General features: G+C 36.8%; 14 protein-coding genes and 1 other annotated feature. All 14 genes read right to left on the bottom strand.

Annotated features, from left to right (window positions below; all coding sequences use genetic code 11):
• Window positions 1–211: 211 nt before the first annotated feature.
• Window positions 212–2,287, bottom strand: a complete 2,076-nt coding sequence (gene fusA, locus BMX10_RS17025; RefSeq protein ID WP_090446888.1) for an elongation factor G — start codon at window positions 2,285–2,287, stop codon at window positions 212–214.
• Window positions 2,288–2,384: 97 nt separating this feature from the next.
• Entirely contained in the window at window positions 2,385–2,855 is a 471-nt protein-coding gene (gene rpsG / locus BMX10_RS17020; protein ID WP_090446886.1) for a 30S ribosomal protein S7, read from the bottom strand.
• A gap of 112 nt (window positions 2,856–2,967) precedes the next feature.
• Complete coding sequence (gene rpsL / locus BMX10_RS17015; RefSeq protein ID WP_090446884.1) at window positions 2,968–3,384, bottom strand: 30S ribosomal protein S12; 417 nt, start codon at window positions 3,382–3,384, stop codon at window positions 2,968–2,970.
• Between the two features lie 98 nt (window positions 3,385–3,482).
• Window positions 3,483–3,725 carry a ribosomal L7Ae/L30e/S12e/Gadd45 family protein gene (locus BMX10_RS17010; RefSeq protein WP_090446882.1) on the bottom strand — a complete coding sequence of 81 codons (243 nt, stop codon included), beginning with the start codon at window positions 3,723–3,725 and terminating at the stop codon, window positions 3,483–3,485.
• Window positions 3,726–3,922: 197 nt separating this feature from the next.
• On the bottom strand, window positions 3,923–7,438 hold the full coding sequence (rpoC, locus tag BMX10_RS17005) for a DNA-directed RNA polymerase subunit beta' (RefSeq protein WP_090446879.1): 3,516 nt from the start codon (window positions 7,436–7,438) through the stop codon (window positions 3,923–3,925).
• Window positions 7,439–7,505: 67 nt separating this feature from the next.
• A complete protein-coding gene (gene rpoB, locus BMX10_RS17000) occupies window positions 7,506–11,246 on the bottom strand; it encodes a DNA-directed RNA polymerase subunit beta (protein WP_090446877.1) in 3,741 nt (1,246 codons plus the stop codon).
• Between the two features lie 520 nt (window positions 11,247–11,766).
• Window positions 11,767–12,132, bottom strand: a complete 366-nt coding sequence (gene rplL, locus BMX10_RS16995) for a 50S ribosomal protein L7/L12 (RefSeq protein ID WP_090446875.1) — start codon at window positions 12,130–12,132, stop codon at window positions 11,767–11,769.
• 53 nt (window positions 12,133–12,185) lie between these two features.
• On the bottom strand, window positions 12,186–12,686 hold the full coding sequence (gene rplJ / locus BMX10_RS16990; RefSeq protein ID WP_090446873.1) for a 50S ribosomal protein L10: 501 nt from the start codon (window positions 12,684–12,686) through the stop codon (window positions 12,186–12,188).
• Window positions 12,687–12,734: 48 nt separating this feature from the next.
• Window positions 12,735–12,899 (bottom strand) — a sequence feature (ribosomal protein L10 leader region).
• Window positions 12,900–12,952: 53 nt separating this feature from the next.
• Window positions 12,953–13,651: a 50S ribosomal protein L1 gene (gene rplA, locus BMX10_RS16985; protein ID WP_090446871.1), complete on the bottom strand. Its 699-nt coding sequence runs from the start codon at window positions 13,649–13,651 to the stop codon at window positions 12,953–12,955.
• A gap of 55 nt (window positions 13,652–13,706) precedes the next feature.
• The gene (gene rplK, locus BMX10_RS16980) at window positions 13,707–14,132 is read right to left on the bottom strand and encodes a 50S ribosomal protein L11 (protein WP_090446869.1); all 426 of its coding nucleotides are present in this window, start codon (window positions 14,130–14,132) and stop codon (window positions 13,707–13,709) included.
• Window positions 14,133–14,185: 53 nt separating this feature from the next.
• Window positions 14,186–14,704 (bottom strand): transcription termination/antitermination protein NusG, encoded by a 519-nt coding sequence (nusG, locus tag BMX10_RS16975; protein ID WP_090446867.1) that lies wholly within the window; start codon window positions 14,702–14,704, stop codon window positions 14,186–14,188.
• Between the two features lie 76 nt (window positions 14,705–14,780).
• On the bottom strand, window positions 14,781–14,993 hold the full coding sequence (gene secE, locus BMX10_RS16970) for a preprotein translocase subunit SecE (protein WP_090446865.1): 213 nt from the start codon (window positions 14,991–14,993) through the stop codon (window positions 14,781–14,783).
• 30 nt (window positions 14,994–15,023) lie between these two features.
• Window positions 15,024–15,173, bottom strand: coding sequence for a 50S ribosomal protein L33 (gene rpmG / locus BMX10_RS16965; RefSeq protein WP_090446863.1), 150 nt, complete (start codon window positions 15,171–15,173; stop codon window positions 15,024–15,026).
• Window positions 15,174–15,518: 345 nt separating this feature from the next.
• Window positions 15,519–15,614, bottom strand: a 96-nt coding sequence (locus BMX10_RS16960) for an EF-Tu C-terminal domain-related protein (protein ID WP_330387928.1), incomplete at its 5' end; no start/stop codon positions are given.

Below are 15,614 nucleotides of genomic sequence, written 5' to 3'. Positions count from 1 at the left end.
CCCATGGTCAACATGTCCTATTGTCCCGATGTTTACATGGGGCTTATTTCTTTCAAATTTTGCTTTTGCCATTTTCTTCTCCTCCTTGTTTTTAAAGTATTTAAGTAGATTCACTTTTATTTTATAGTAAATACACTATATTAAAGTTGCTTTGTTTAAAGGTTTTGGATAGCAGATAACTTGTTTTGTATCTACCATCCAAGAATAATTGTTATTGTTTTCCTGCAATTATTTTTTCTGCTACACTAGTAGGCACTTGTTCGTAATGACTAAAATGCATAGAGTAGTTGGCTCGGCCCTGTGATTTTGAACGTAGATCTGTAGCATATCCAAACATCTCTGATAATGGAACATGACACTTAATAACTTGTGCTCCACCTGTTCTTGGTTCCATTCCTTGGATTTTACCACGTCTAGAGTTTAAGTCACCCATCACATCACCCATATATTCTTCAGGGGTTACTACTTCCACCTTCATATATGGTTCTAAAAGTGCAGGTTTACCTTTTTTCATACCATCTTTAAAGGCCATAGAACCAGCAATCTTAAAGGCCATTTCTGAAGAGTCTACTTCATGATAGGAGCCATCATATAACTCTACTTTCATGTCAACTGCTTCATACCCAGCTAATATGCCATTTTTCATTGCTTCTTGGATACCGGCATCAACAGCAGGAATATACTCTTTAGGTATGGCTCCCCCAACAATTTTGTTGTCAAAGGCATATCCTTGTCCAGGCTCCTGTGGTATAAGTCGAATTTTTACATGACCATATTGTCCACGTCCACCAGACTGACGTGCATATTTCCCTTCAATATCAACCGCTTGAGTAATCGTCTCTTTATAAGCAACCTGAGGTTTACCTACATTTGCTTCTACCTTAAATTCCCTCATCATTCTATCTACAATGATTTCAAGATGGAGCTCTCCCATACCTTCGATAATGGTTTGCCCTGTCTCTTCATCTGTATAGGTTCTAAAGGTTGGATCCTCTTCAGCAAGCTTTTGTAGTGCAATACTCATTTTTTCTTGACCAGCTTTTGTTTTTGGTTCAATAGCTACAGAAATAACTGGCTCTGGGAATTCCATCGACTCTAGGACAACAACATGATTAGGGTCACATAATGTGTCACCAGTAGTTGTATCTTTCAGTCCTACAGCTGCTGCAATATCACCAGCATAAACTTCTGTGATTTCTTCTCTTGTATTTGCATGCATTTGTAGAATACGACCGATTCTTTCCTTTTTACCCTTTGTTGAGTTTAGGATATAAGAACCAGACTCAAGCTTTCCCGAGTAAACTCTAAAAAAAGCTAGTTTGCCTACATATGGGTCTGCCATAATCTTAAAGGCTAAGGCTGCAAAAGGTTCACTGTCGTCTGCATGTCTTTCTATTTCTTCTTCAGTATCAGCAGACACACCTTTGATAGCAGGGATATCTAGTGGTGAAGGCATATAAGCTATAATAGCATCCAATAACCGTTGTACCCCTTTGTTTTTATAGGAAGATCCACATAACACAGGTGTCATTTGGGTAGCAATTGTACCTCTTCTAATACCAGCTACAATTTCTTCTTCAGTTATTTCTTCACCTTCAAGATATCGCATCATTAGCTCTTCGTCTGTTTCTGCTACTGCCTCTACAAGTATTTCTCTATATTCATTTGCTACATCTTGCATTTCTTCAGGAATATCAACCATTTCAAAATCTTGGCCAAGATCATCCTTGTACATAACAGCATTCATTTTTACTAAGTCAATAATTCCTTTAAATTTGTCTTCAGCACCTATTGGTAATTGAATAGGTATAGCATTAGCGCCTAATCTTTCCTTCATCATTTTAATGCCTTGAAAGAAATCAGCACCTAAAATATCCATTTTGTTTACAAAAGCCATTCTTGGTACTTTATATTTATCTGCCTGTCTCCAAACAGTCTCGGATTGAGGTTCAACCCCACCTTTGGCACAAAATACAGCTACAGAACCATCCAGTACTCTTAATGATCTTTCCACCTCAACAGTGAAGTCCACGTGTCCTGGTGTGTCTATGATGTTGATTCTATGATCTTCCCATTGACAGGTGGTTGCTGCTGAAGTAATAGTGATACCTCTTTCTTTTTCTTGCTCCATCCAATCCATTTGTGATGCACCCTCATGGGTTTCACCTAATTTTCTTATTCTGCCAGCGTAAAACAATATTCTCTCTGTAGTTGTTGTTTTACCAGCATCGATATGGGCCATAATGCCTATATTTCTTGTTTTTTCTAGTGGAAACTGCCTTGCCACTGTCCTCCTCCTTCCATAGGAAACGAAAACATTTACGTTGTTTTTTGATAGCTAACTTACATTAGCATAACCAAAAACTACTATTTTAAACACATGATTACCATCTGTAATGTGCAAATGCTTTGTTTGCTTCAGCCATTTTATGTGTATCTTCTCTTTTCTTAACAGATGCACCAGTATTATTAGCAGCATCCATAATTTCTTTGGCTAGCTTTTCTTCCATTCTTTTCTCGCCTCTTTTTCTTGTGTAACCAACTAACCATCTAATGCCCAGAGTTTCTCTTCTCTCTGCTCTTACCTCAATTGGTACCTGGTAGTTTGCACCACCCACACGTCTTGCCTTTACTTCCAAGATTGGCATGATGTTGTTCATAGCCTTTTCAAAAACCTCAAGTGCTTCTTCACCTGTTTTGTCTTTGATTATATCAAAAGCATTGTACACAATTGCTTGCGCAGTTCCTTTTTTACCATCTAACATAATGCCATTGATTAGTTTTGTAACAACCTTGCTTCCATACATAGGATCTGGTAACACTTCTCTTTTTGGAACATTTCCTTTTCTTGGCACTTTTCTTCCCTCCTCAATGAATAAAATTGTTCATCGGTACTCGACAACCAATTATCAGATTGTCGTCGTGCGTTTTTACAATGTATTATATACATACTCGCTCCGACGTCCTCTATTTTTTCTTAGGTCTCTTGGCACCATATTTTGATCTTGCTTGCATTCTGTTCACTACACCAGCTGTATCTAGTGTTCCTCTTACAATGTGGTATCTAACCCCTGGTAAGTCTTTTACCCTTCCACCTCTGATTAAAACAACACTATGTTCTTGAAGGTTATGACCAATTCCTGGAATATAAGCTGTTACCTCGATACCATTTGTAAGTCTTACCCTAGCTACTTTTCTTAAAGCTGAGTTAGGCTTTTTTGGTGTAACGGTTTTAACAGAAGTACATACTCCTCTTTTTTGTGGCGAGCTCTTATCAGTAGCTGTTCTTCTTAAGGAGTTGAAACCTTTTTGTAGCGCAGGAGCTGTTGATTTCTCTTCAACTTCTTTTCTACCTTTTCGTACTAATTGGCTAATTGTTGGCATCTTTTGCACCTCCCTCCAGTGAAAAGCTTTAAACATAGAAAAACACCTATCTATTGCGAGATAAAATGTCTTTGCCTAAGTTAGTAATAATTTGTTAGTTACTTCAGGATTGCTGCAGCTGCTGCACTAACATCAATTCCACAGGCTTTTCCAAGTTTTTTCATAGAATCAACATAAAGGATTTCTACCTCTTTTTTATTCGCAGCATCCTTTAGCTTTTCAAGTAAAAATGCTTCTGCATCCTGGGCTAAATATAGGGTCTTTACTTTATCTTGATTCAATGCCTTATTGGTTTGTTTAACACCAATAACTTTGTTCGTTTGTTGCAAAGCCTCTAACATAAAAGCATCCTCCCTTTTTAAAGGTCTGGGAGATTGGACAATCTCCCAGCTATAACTTCGTCATAAAAAAGGTCAACTTTTTAAGCATTTTCTATTATTATACACCCTTGTGTATAACGCACTTTAATATTCTAACACTTGTTAATAATAGTGTCAACTACTTCTTTGTTAACATCTATTAATGATTTTTCTATGTTCTATTCCACTTCGTCTTCTAGGATGTTTTCTTCAATTTCATCTTCTGTATTTAGAGCTATATTTTTATACTTTTTCATTCCTGTTCCAGCAGGAATCAATTTTCCAATAATTACATTCTCTTTTAGGCCAATAAGGTAATCTTCTTTGCCTTTGATGGCCGCCTCTGTTAGAACTCTAGTTGTCTCCTGGAAGGAAGCAGCTGACAGGAAGGATTCTGTTGCCAAGGATGCTTTTGTAATACCTAATAATGTCACGATATAACTTGCTTCCTTGAGGTCTTCCGCTTTAGCTTTTTCATTCACTTCCTTTAATGTAAAGATACTTTCTAAAGCTCCCGGTAGTAAATCAGTGTCTCCAGCATCTTCAACCTTTGCTTTACTAATCATTTGTCTTACAATTACCTCGATATGCTTGTCATTGATATCAACACCTTGCATACGATAAACCCTTTGCACTTCTTTAATGATGTAGTTTTCTACCCCTTCTACACCTTTTATTTTTAAGATATCATGGGGGTTAATAGAGCCCTCAGTAATCTCGTCCCCTGCTTCAATAGTTTGACCTTGCTTAACTTTTACTCTTGAGCTGTATGGGATTTCATATTTCTTTTCTTCAGTTTCATCCCTTACAATAACTTCTCGTTTTTTTCTAGACTCTACTACTTCAACAGTCCCGCCTATTTCACTGATGATTGCTAATCCTTTTGGTTTTCTTGCTTCAAACAATTCTTCAACCCTCGGTAAACCTTGAGTGATATCAGCACCAGCAACTCCACCAGTATGGAAGGTTCTCATGGTAAGCTGTGTTCCAGGTTCTCCAATGGATTGAGCTGCTATAATCCCTACAGCTTCTCCCACTTGAACAGGGCCTCCAGTTGCTAAGTTCCTACCATAGCAAGTAGCACAGACTCCATGTCTTGTTTTGCAGTTTAATATTGTTCGAATCTTTATTTTTTCCATCCCTGCTGCAATAATTCTTTCAGCTTCTTCTTCTAAAATGCTTTGATTTTTAGCTACCATTACTTCACCAGTTTCTGGGTGCAAGATATCTTCTAATGCATGTCTGCCTACTAATCTATCATATAATTCTTCGATTACCTCATTGCCATCCTTAAAAGCAGCTACAGTAGCTCCTACTTCTGTACCACAATCTAGTTCTCGAATAATTACATCCTGACTGACATCCACCAGACGTCTTGTCAGATATCCTGAGTCAGCGGTTCTAAGAGCTGTATCTGCTAACCCTTTTCTAGCTCCATGGGTAGAAATAAAGTACTCTAATACAGTTAACCCTTCTCGGAAGTTAGATTTGATTGGCATTTCTACTGTATGGCCAGTAGCATTAGCCATTAATCCCCGCATTCCTCCTAGCTGTCTAATCTGGTTTTTGCTACCTCTCACTCCGGAGTGGGCCATAATAAATACGTTATTTAATCTGTCTAAATTGTTCATCAATGCATCTGTTACTTTTTCTGTAGTCTCAGTCCAGGTTTCAATAACCTTTTCATATCTTTCTTCATCAGAAATAAGACCTCTTCTAAAAGCTTTTTCATATTTATCAACCTTTTCCTCCGCTTCAGAAATCAGCTGAATCTTTTCATCCGGTACTTCCATATCTGCTATCCCTATGGTAACAGCACCCTTTGTTGAATACTTAAAGCCCATTTGCTTTACATAGTCAAGCATAATAGCAGTCTCAGTATTGCCATGCTTTCTAAAGCACTTTCCTATTACTTTACCTAAAGCTGATTTGTCGCATAGAAAATCAACTTCCAGGGAATATAAATCCTTTGTACGATCTACAAAGCCTAGGTCCTGAGGTATCTTTTCATTGAAGATAAATCTACCAACTGTGCTTTCAATTAGTCGACCTGTATCTTCTTTGTTTAACTTCATTCTAACCTTTACTCTAGCATGTAGATCTACCACACCTGTATCATAAGCCATAAGCATCTCTTCAAAATCTTTGAAGACCATGCCCTCACCTTTAACTCCTTCCACTTCGATGGTAAGATAGTAACTACCTAACACCATATCCTGCGTAGGCGTAGTAATCGGCTGCCCATCCTTTGGTGCTAAAATGTTATTAGGAGACAGCATTAAAAATCTAGCTTCAGCCTGAGCTTCTACGGATAATGGTACATGTACTGCCATTTGGTCACCGTCAAAGTCAGCATTATACGCTGTACATACTAGTGGATGCAATTTTATTGCTTTTCCTTCCACTAGAACTGGTTCAAAGGCTTGAATCCCTAATCTATGCAAGGTAGGTGCTCTATTTAGAAGTACCGGATGCTCTTTAATGACTTCCTCTAACACATCCCAAACTTCTGGTTTCACCTTTTCTACCATTCTTTTAGCGCTTTTTATATTATGCGCAAAATTGTTCTCTACTAATTTTTTCATTACAAAAGGCTTAAATAGCTCTAAAGCCATCTTTTTGGGTAAGCCGCATTGATAAAACTTTAGCTCAGGGCCTACTACGATAACGGAGCGGCCTGAATAATCTACACGTTTTCCTAAAAGATTTTGTCTAAAACGCCCCTGTTTTCCCTTTAACATATCTGAAAGTGATTTTAGTGGTCTGTTTCCAGGTCCTGTTACAGGTTTACCTCTTCTGCCATTATCAATTAAGGCATCTACCGCCTCTTGGAGCATTCTTTTTTCATTTCTAACAATAATATCTGGGGCTCCTAAATCCAACAATCTTTTTAAACGATTGTTTCGATTAATCACTCTTCTATACAAATCATTTAGATCTGAAGTAGCAAATCTTCCGCCATCTAACTGTACCATGGGTCTCAAGTCTGGTGGTATAACAGGAACTACATCTAGAATCATCCACTCGGGTTTATTCCCGGATTGTCTAAAAGCTTCTATAACTTCTAGCCTTCTAATAGTCCTTACTCTTTTTTGCCCAGTACTTTCCTTTAGCTTGTGTTTCATTTCCTTTGATAATTCTTCAAGATTAATCGTAGAAAGTATTTCTTTAATAGCTTCTGCTCCCATGGCAGCTTTAAAGCTGTATCCATATTTTTCTAAAGCTTCGCTATATTCTTTTTCAGTTAATATTTGTTTTTCTGTTAATGGCGTTTCTCCAGGTTCAACCACAATATACGCTGCAAAATAAAGAACTTTTTCTAAGGATCTTGGGGACATGTCTAAAAGTAGCCCCATTCTGCTAGGTATCCCTTTAAAATACCAAATGTGCGATACTGAGGCAGCCAGCTCTATGTGTCCCATTCTTTCTCTTCTTACTTTAGATTTTGTTACTTCTACTCCGCAACGATCACAAACAACCCCTTTGTATCGTACACGTTTATATTTCCCGCAATGACATTCCCAATCCTTCGTAGGTCCAAAAATCTTTTCGCAGAACAAACCTTCTTTTTCAGGTTTTAAGGTCCTGTAGTTAATGGTTTCAGGTTTTTTTACTTCTCCCTTTGACCACTGTCTAATTTTTTCAGGGGATGCCAGAGAAATCTTAATAGATTCAAAATTATTTAATTCGTACAAGGAGTTTCTCTCCCTTCTCTATAGTCTAATAACTATAATATACTTTCTATTATTCAATTATTTTTTTCTAATCATCATAGCTGTCATATTTATCATCGTCGTCATCTAAGTATTCATCTTTAAATCCAGCTTTGTGAAATTGCTCTTCATTTTCTATAATATAATCTTCATCTAACTCTATCTCTTCTTCTTGATCTGCATCAGCTTCTTCAGTGGTATCAGCATCTTCGTCATCCTCTTTGGAGGGATAAGGAAAATCTCCGCCTTCCATACCTAGTTCACTAGCATCATCATCTACTGACTCCTTGATTTCGATCTCTTTATCTTCCTCCAGTAACACTTTTACATTAAGACATAAACTCTGTAACTCTTTAATCAATACCTTGAAGGACTCAGGCACTCCTGGTTCTGGTATGTTTTCACCCTTCACAATGCATTCATAGGTTTTAACACGACCTACAACATCATCAGATTTTACAGTGAGAATCTCTTGTAGGGTATGAGCAGCACCATAAGCCTCTAATGCCCAAACCTCCATCTCTCCAAAACGTTGTCCACCAAATTGAGCTTTTCCTCCTAATGGCTGCTGTGTAACCAAAGAGTAAGGGCCAGTGCTTCTAGCATGGATTTTGTCATCTACTAAATGATGTAGTTTCAGCATATACATATATCCTACAGTAACTGGATTGTCAAAAGCATCTCCTGTTCTTCCATCATACAGGGTTAACTTTCCGCTTCTAGGATAGCCAGCCTCCTCTAGAGCATCCATGATGTCTATCTCATTAGCGCCGTCAAATACTGGTGTAGCAACCTTCCAGCCTAGCATTTTTGCTGCTAAGCCTAAATGCACCTCCAGGACCTGGCCTATATTCATACGAGATGGCACACCTAATGGGTTCAATACAATCTCTAAAGGTGTCCCATCCTCTAGGAATGGCATATCCTCTTGAGGAAGAACTCTAGAGATAACGCCTTTGTTCCCATGTCGGCCAGCCATTTTGTCACCTACGTTTATTTTTCTCTTTTTGGCGATATAAACTCTCACCAATTCATTCACTCCTGGTGGCAGTTCATCTCCGTTTTCTCTGGTAAATACTTTTATGTCTACTATAATCCCGGATTCGCCATGCGGAACCTTCAAGGATGTATCTCTAACCTCTCTAGCTTTTTCTCCGAAAATAGCTCTTAGTAGTCTTTCTTCAGCTGTTAATTCTGTTTCTCCTTTTGGAGTCACTTTTCCAACTAATATATCTCCTGATTGCACTTCTGCTCCTATACGAATAACGCCTCTCTCGTCTAGGTCCTTCAATGCATCCTCTCCAACATTTGGTATGTCGCGAGTGATTTCTTCAGGTCCTAACTTTGTATCTCTAGCATCCGCTTCATATTCTTCAATATGAATGGAGGTCAATGCATCTTCTTCTACTAGTTTTTCATTGATAAGAATAGCATCCTCGTAATTATATCCTTCCCAAGTCATAAATCCTACAAGACAATTTCTACCTAAAGCAATTTCTCCTTCATCAGTAGACGGTCCATCAGCAATAACTTCTCCTGCTGCTATCATTTCACCTTTACTTACAATAGGTTTTTGATTAATGCAAGTTCCCTGATTTGAACGTTTAAATTTCAATAATTTATATCTATCTTTTTGACCATCTTCTCTTTTAATGATGACTTCATTGGCACTAACTCTATCAACAACTCCAGCATGTTTTGCTGTCACAACCACGCCTGAATCCTTTGCCGCTTTATACTCCATTCCTGTACCTATTATAGGTGCATCGGTAATCATTAATGGCACCGCTTGTCTCTGCATGTTGGACCCCATTAACGCACGGTTAGCATCATCATTCTCAAGAAAAGGAATCATAGCGGTAGCTACAGAAACCACCTGCTTTGGTGATACGTCCATATAGTCTACTTCATTATATGGTACAACATCTATTCCACCAAACTTTGTTCTAACAGTTACTCTTTTGTTGGCAAATTTCCCCTCTTCGTCTAGTGGTTCATTGGCCTGAGCAATGATAAATAAATCTTCTTCATCCGCTGTTAGGTATTCTATATCACTGGTAACAACCATTCTCTTTCTGTCTACTTTTCTATAAGGCGCTTCAATAAAGCCATACTCATTTACTCTAGCGTAGGAACTTAGAGAGTTAATCAGTCCAATATTAGGCCCTTCAGGAGTTTCTATTGGACACATTCTACCATAATGAGAATGATGAACGTCCCTCACCTCAAAGCCTGCTCGTTCTCTAGAAAGACCGCCTGGTCCAAGGGCAGAAAGTCGGCGTTTATGAGTTAACTCTGCTAGAGGATTGGTTTGGTCCATAAATTGAGATAACTGAGAGCTACCAAAAAACTCTTTAATGGATGCAGCCACAGGACGTATATTGATCAAGGCTTGAGGCGTAACTAATTCGACGTCTTGAATTGTCATTCTTTCTTTAACAACTCTCTCCATCCGTGACAAGCCTATTCTAAATTGATTTTGTAGAAGCTCACCAACTGAACGTAGTCTCCTATTTCCTAGGTGATCTATATCATCAATGTTTCCTGTATCATGAACTAGATTGAAAATGTAATTAATAGATGCAATAATATCTGCGATAATAACATGCTTAGGTATTAATTCTCTTCTTCTTTCTTTTATCGCTTCTTTTATTTCTTCTTCAGTCTTAAATGTATCTAGTATTTCTTTTAGTAATGGGTAATATACCTTTGCTTTTATCTTGAGATCATCTATATTGAAAGTCACATGCTGTCTTATATCAACAAAATGATTCCCTAATACTTTGGTTGTATTCTGTTCTTCTCCTTGGATCAAAACTTCATTAACCCCAGCATTTTCAATGGACAAAGAAATCTCCCTATCTATTTTTTGTCCTTCCTCCGCAAGAATTTCACCAGTCCTTGGATCAACAATGTTCTCTGCGGCTTTTTTGTTTAAGATTCTGTTAGCTAGAGAAAGTTTTTTGTTTAACTTATATCTTCCTACTTTGGCTAAATCATATCTTTTCGGATCAAAAAATAAAGAATTTAACAACGATGTGGCACTCTCAACAGTTGGTGGTTCACCAGGTCGTAGTCTCTTGTAGATTTCCAATAACGCCTCATCAGTGTTTTTCGTATTGTCTTTATCTAGTGTAGCTAAAAGTCTTTCATCTTCTCCAAGCAAATCTTTAATTTGTTGGTCACTTCCATAACCCAAGGCTCTTAGCAGCACGGTAACTGGTTGTTTACGGGTACGATCTATTCTAACAGAAATGATATCATTAGAATCTGTTTCATATTCTAACCATGCACCCCTATTAGGAATCACCGTTGCTGAAAAAAGTGGTTTACCAGTTTTGTCGAATTCTCTGTTGTAATATACACCAGGAGAACGTACTAGCTGGCTGACAATAACCCTTTCGGCACCATTAATAATAAAGGTACCAGTGTCTGTCATGATAGGGAAATCTCCCATAAATACTTCTTGCTCTTTTACTTCCCCAGTTTCTTTGTTGATCAGTCTAACCTTTACTTTTAAAGGGGCTGCATAGGTAACATCCCTTTCTTTTGACTCTCCAACATCATACTTAGCGTTTTCGTCTAATGAGTAATCTACAAATTCTAAAATTAGATTGCCAGTGTAATCTTCTATTGGGGAAATATCATTGAATACTTCTTTTAGACCTTCTTCTAGAAACCATTGATAAGACTCCTTCTGAAGCTCGATGAGATTAGGCACGTCAATAACTTCGTTGATTTGAGAATAGCTCATTCTAACTTTTTTACCAACTTCGACAGGATGTGGCATATTAATATTCACTCCTTGTAATAAAAGTAAATAATACAATTAAGCATAGCATTTGATGCAAAAAACAGTTTTATCCATTAAGTCAAAAGCAGAAAAAGCGCATTTTGACTTTTTTTAACATTTCACTATATAATACTATTGACATACATTTGTGTTTTTATACAATTTTTACAATTAAATACATTACTGCAATATATAATTCTATCACAACGTTTTAAGTTTTGTCAATATTTACTTTTATTTCTATTTTTTGTGTTTTGAAATCTGTTAAGATTAAGGTTGAGGCCAAGCACATTCTTATTTCTTATCCTCAACCTTAACCTTAACTGTTGTTACTCAACAAAAAAATATATAACAAAGCCTACTGGATTGAAAAATAATCATATATGGGCTTTGTTGAAATCCATTGTTAAAGTTATGAAGCCATCTTTTTATAAAAAATCGACACAATGTCCTATTTATTATAAAAAGGTACTTCAATAATTGAAGTCCCTTTTTATAATTGATAAAAGAATAAAACTTATTTTACTTCTACTGATGCTCCAGCTTCTTCTAGCTTAGCTTTGATTGCATCAGCTTCGTCTTTAGCTACACCTTCTTTAATAGCTTTTGGAGCATTATCTACTACTTCTTTAGCTTCTTTTAATCCTAATCCAGTGATTTCTCTAACTACTTTGATAACACCAATCTTAGAAGAACCAGCATTGTTTAAGATTACGTCGAATTCTGTCTTCTCTTCTTCTGCTGCTCCACCTGCTGCTGCTCCACCTACTACTACTGGGGCTGCTGCTGATACTCCAAACTTTTCTTCTGCAGCTTTAACTAACTCATTTAACTCTAATACCTTCATATTTTCAATCGCTTCTAAAATTTGCTCGATTGTCATTTTTAAGCACCTCCGAATTTTTTTTATAATATTTTTAAAATGTGTTTATAGATTTACGCTTCTTCTTCTGCTTTTTTATCCGCAATTGCTTGAACTAAGTATGCAAAATTGGAAATTGGAGCTTTTAAGCTACCAAGAAGCTTAGCGATAAGAACTTCTCTTGCAGGTACATCAGCAAGCTCTTTAAGCTTATCTTCGTTGTAAAAAGTTCCCTCAACTACGCCTACTTTTAATTCTAATTTTTTATGGGTCTTTGCGAATTCGTTAGCAATTTTTGCTGGAGCGATAGGATCGTCATAGCTAAAAGCTATGGCATTTGGTCCTACCAATTCCTTCACTAATTCTTCCATCCCAGCATTTTCAGCAGCTCTTCTAGTTAAAGTATTTTTATATACTTTATATTCAACCCCTGCTTCTCTAAATTTATTTCTTAGCTCTGTAACTTCCTCTACTTTTAAACCTCTATAGTGAACCACAACTGCCGCTGTAGAGTTTTGAAATTTCTCAGTAATTTCTGCTACAACCTCTTTTTTCATTTCAACAGCCTTTGACATCCGGATGTCCACCTCCTTTACATTTATAGGCACTGTATTTACTTCCACCGATATATTAAAAAGACCTCTTCATCAATAGACAAGAGGTCTTTGTTAACTTCAACTATACAGAAAACACTTAATGTGTTTACAATTGTAAGTTTTATTTATACAAAACCTCGGTAGGATATTAAGCAGTGCACCTACTGTCTACGGCAAATATTCATTTTAACAGCGTGTATAATTCTATCAGTAGTTCTGATTTATGTCAATACTTATAATGAATTTTATTCAGTGATTTTATTAGGACTTAACTTTACACTCGGCCCCATTGTGCTGGTTATAGCAACACTTTTTAGGTATTGTCCCTTAGCAGCTGCAGGCTTTGCTTTTACGATAGCTCCTAATATTGTTTTTAAATTATCCACTAATTTTTCTTCTTCAAAGGAAATTTTTCCGATTGGCACATGAATAATATTGGTTTTATCTAATCGATATTCAACCTTACCTGCTTTAATTTCCTTTACTGCTCTTTCTAAGTCAAATGTAACTGTTCCTGACTTTGGATTTGGCATTAATCCTTTTGGCCCTAAAACTCTACCTAATCTACCTACCACACCCATCATGTCAGGTGTAGCTACTACAACATCAAAATCAAACCAGTTCTCACCTTGGATTTTTGCTACCAAATCATCTGCTCCTACATAATCTGCGCCAGCTTTTTCTGCTTCAGCAGCTTTTTCACCTTTTGCAAATACAAGTACCTTCACTTCTTTGCCTGTACCATGAGGCAAAACAATTGCTCCTCTAACTTGTTGATCCGCATGTCTAGAGTCTACTCCTAGCTTTACATGCAGTTCAACCGTTTCGTCAAACTTAGCTGTTGACGCTTTTTTTACTAATTCTATTCCTTCTTGCAAATCATAAAATTTTGTTCTATCAATTAACTTACTAGCTTCTTGATATTTTTTACCTCTTTTTGGCATTTTACTTCCTCCTTGTGGTATTATCGGTTATTTGTGAGAACCTCCCACTGATTGTTTAAGCTTCTACTTCTATACCCATACTTCTTGCAGTTCCAGCGATCATTTCCATTGCTGCTTCTACAGTATTAGCGTTTAGATCAGGCATTTTAAGTTCAGCTATTTCTTTTAGCTTGTCTCTAGAAATTTTAGCTACTTTTTTCTTGTTTGGTTCCCCAGATGCCTTGTCAATTCCCACTGCTTTTTTGATTAATACTGCAGCTGGTGGTGTCTTTGTGATAAAAGTAAAGGATCTATCTTGATATACAGAAATAACAACTGGGATTATTAATCCAGCTTGATCAGCAGTCTTTGCATTAAACTCTTTACAGAAACCCATAATATTCACACCATGTTGTCCTAGAGCTGGTCCAACCGGTGGTGCCGGGGTCGCTTTACCTGCAGGTATTTGTAGTTTAATTTGACCTACTACTTTTTTTGCCATGTTTTCCACCTCCTTACCCTTGTGGTGCTAATGCTTCAAGGTTGTTTTTATTATTACATTTGTTCAACCTGTGAAAACTCTAGTTCTACAGGTGTCTCTCTTCCGAACATTGAAATAAGAACTTTAAAGGTTTCTTTCTCTAGATTTACATGTTCAATCGTACCTATAAAGCTTTCAAATGGTCCTGAGATCACTCTGACGGCATCGCCAACCTTCATGTTTATTTCATGACGGACTTCTTCTACACCCATCGTCCTGATTTCTGCATCCGTTAATGGAATAGGCTTAGAGCTAGGTCCAACAAACCCAGTAACGCCTCGGGTGTTTCTGACGATATACCAGGTTTCATCTGTCATTTGCATTTTTATCATTACATAACCAGGAAATAGTTTCGTCTCTTTTATTTTCTTTTTGCCATTTTTTATTTCCACTTTTTCTTCAGTAGGTACTTTTACTTCTAATATAAAGTCTTCCATACCTCTATTGACAACCATTTTTTCAATATTTACTTTTACTTTGTTTTCATAACCAGAATAAGTATGAACAACATACCATTTTGCATCTTGGGACATGTATAAGGAGCACCTATCTTACTTTCTGATAGATTACTCTCCCCTCCTTTTAAACTTAGTAAGCGTTCTAACATTCTTATCTAATGATTAGATTTAATCCTGCACCAAAAAATGTATCTAACGCCCATAGTAAAATTGTTGCCAACACACAAGATACTATAACAACTCCTGTATGATTCTTTAATTCTGCTCTATTGGGCCAGTTCACTTTTTTTAGTTCAGACCTTACTCCTTTAAAATATTTCCCAAGATTTTTACTTCTAGCGTTTGTATTTGCTTGGGTAGTCATTGCGACTTCACATCCTTTTCCCAAAATTTATTATTTGGTTTCTTTGTGAGCTGTATGGGTCTTGCAAAACTTGCAATACTTTTTCATTTCCATACGATCAGGATTATTTTTTTTGTTTTTTGTTGAGTTATAATTTCTTTGCTTGCATTCTGTACATGCTAATGTGATTTTTACACGCACTGGTTACACCTCCCGTAGAGCACAACCCTTATAGGATCTATTTATTTTTATAAGTATAAGGCATAGATTTCTTCCATTATACAATCGTTACCTAATAAAATCTATCATATTTTGATTTTCATGTCAACGAAAAAAATCTTATTAAGCAAGGGAATTCTTATAAAAGATCTTAACTATATTCATTATGCCCATTTCTTTAAGAATTTTGCATTGTATTCATTATTAAGTACTAAGGACTAGGCTGACCCTAGTCCTTAGACTGCTGACCTCTATCTTCTTGGTTACTTTAAGTATATAGTAACTGTGCTACTGACTTAGGCTTTAATAGCTTCGTCTAGTTTAACCTTATTCAATAATAGAAGCAACTACTCCAGCACCTACAGTTCTTCCACCTTCACGGATAGCGAATCTTAAGCCTTCTTCTGTAGCGATTGGGCTGAT

Origin of the sequence: Natronincola peptidivorans, assembly GCF_900111615.1 — a bacterium.
Lineage (GTDB): Bacteria > Bacillota > Clostridia > Peptostreptococcales > Natronincolaceae > Natronincola_A > Natronincola_A peptidivorans.
This window is presented reverse-complemented; position numbering and strand designations above follow the sequence as displayed.